General features: G+C 39.9%; 2 protein-coding genes. Both read left to right on the top strand.

From position 1 onward, the window contains the following. Nucleotides 1-599 (top strand): reverse transcriptase domain-containing protein (locus M0051_RS19585; protein WP_306743261.1); only part of this gene is annotated, 599 nt, incomplete at its 5' end. After that, a partial coding sequence (locus M0051_RS19580; RefSeq protein WP_306743262.1) for a group II intron maturase-specific domain-containing protein occupies nt 592-746 on the top strand: 155 nt, incomplete at its 3' end. The genes M0051_RS19585 and M0051_RS19580, both read left to right, overlap by 8 nt.

Below are 746 nucleotides of genomic sequence, written 5' to 3'. Positions count from 1 at the left end.
CAAAATTCGAGTTTGATTTTTCGGACAGTAGTTATGGCTTTCGTCCCAATCGGAGTTTACATCAGGCAGCTTTAAAATCTCAGGAATATATCAACGAAGGCTTTCAGCATATCGTTGATATTGATCTGCAAACTTTCTTTGATGAAGTGGATCACTGCTATATATTGCAGTTGCTTTACCGAAAGATAAAATGTAGAGAAACAATGCGCCTGATTCGCAAATGGCTGCGAGCCCCGATTTTAATCGAAGGAAAACTGGTCAAACGAAGAAAGGGTGTACCACAAGGTAGTCCACTAAGTCCTCTTTTGTCCAATATCATGTTGCATGAACTGGATAGAGAACTGGAACGCCAGAATTTACGTTTTGTCCGCTATGCCGACGACTTTAGCATTTATTTGAGAACGAAATCCAAAGCCCGAAAAGTGGGGAATGTGATTTATAAGTTTCTCAGGGATAAGCTAAAATTGAAAATCAACAGGGAAAAGAGCGGTATTCGCCGACCTGTTCATTTTGTGCTTTTGGGTTTTGGTTTTGTGCCAACCTACAAGCATTGCGAAGCAATCACGAATGCCATAAAAAATAAATATAATTGTGAGTAACGGCGAACGAGGTAAGTATCAATTGGTGGTATCCGAAAAGAGTTGGAAAAAGCTGAAACAAAAGCTAAAAACCATCACTCGAAAAACGACACCCATGAGTTTTGAAGAACGTATTCAAAAACTTGCTGAGGTGCAAAGAGGTTGGGT

This window comes from Marinifilum sp. D714, from assembly GCF_030851345.1.
Lineage (GTDB): Bacteria > Bacteroidota > Bacteroidia > Bacteroidales > Marinifilaceae > Marinifilum.
The sequence above is the reverse complement of the archived record's forward strand: the minus strand, read 5'-3'. Positions and strand labels throughout refer to the sequence as shown.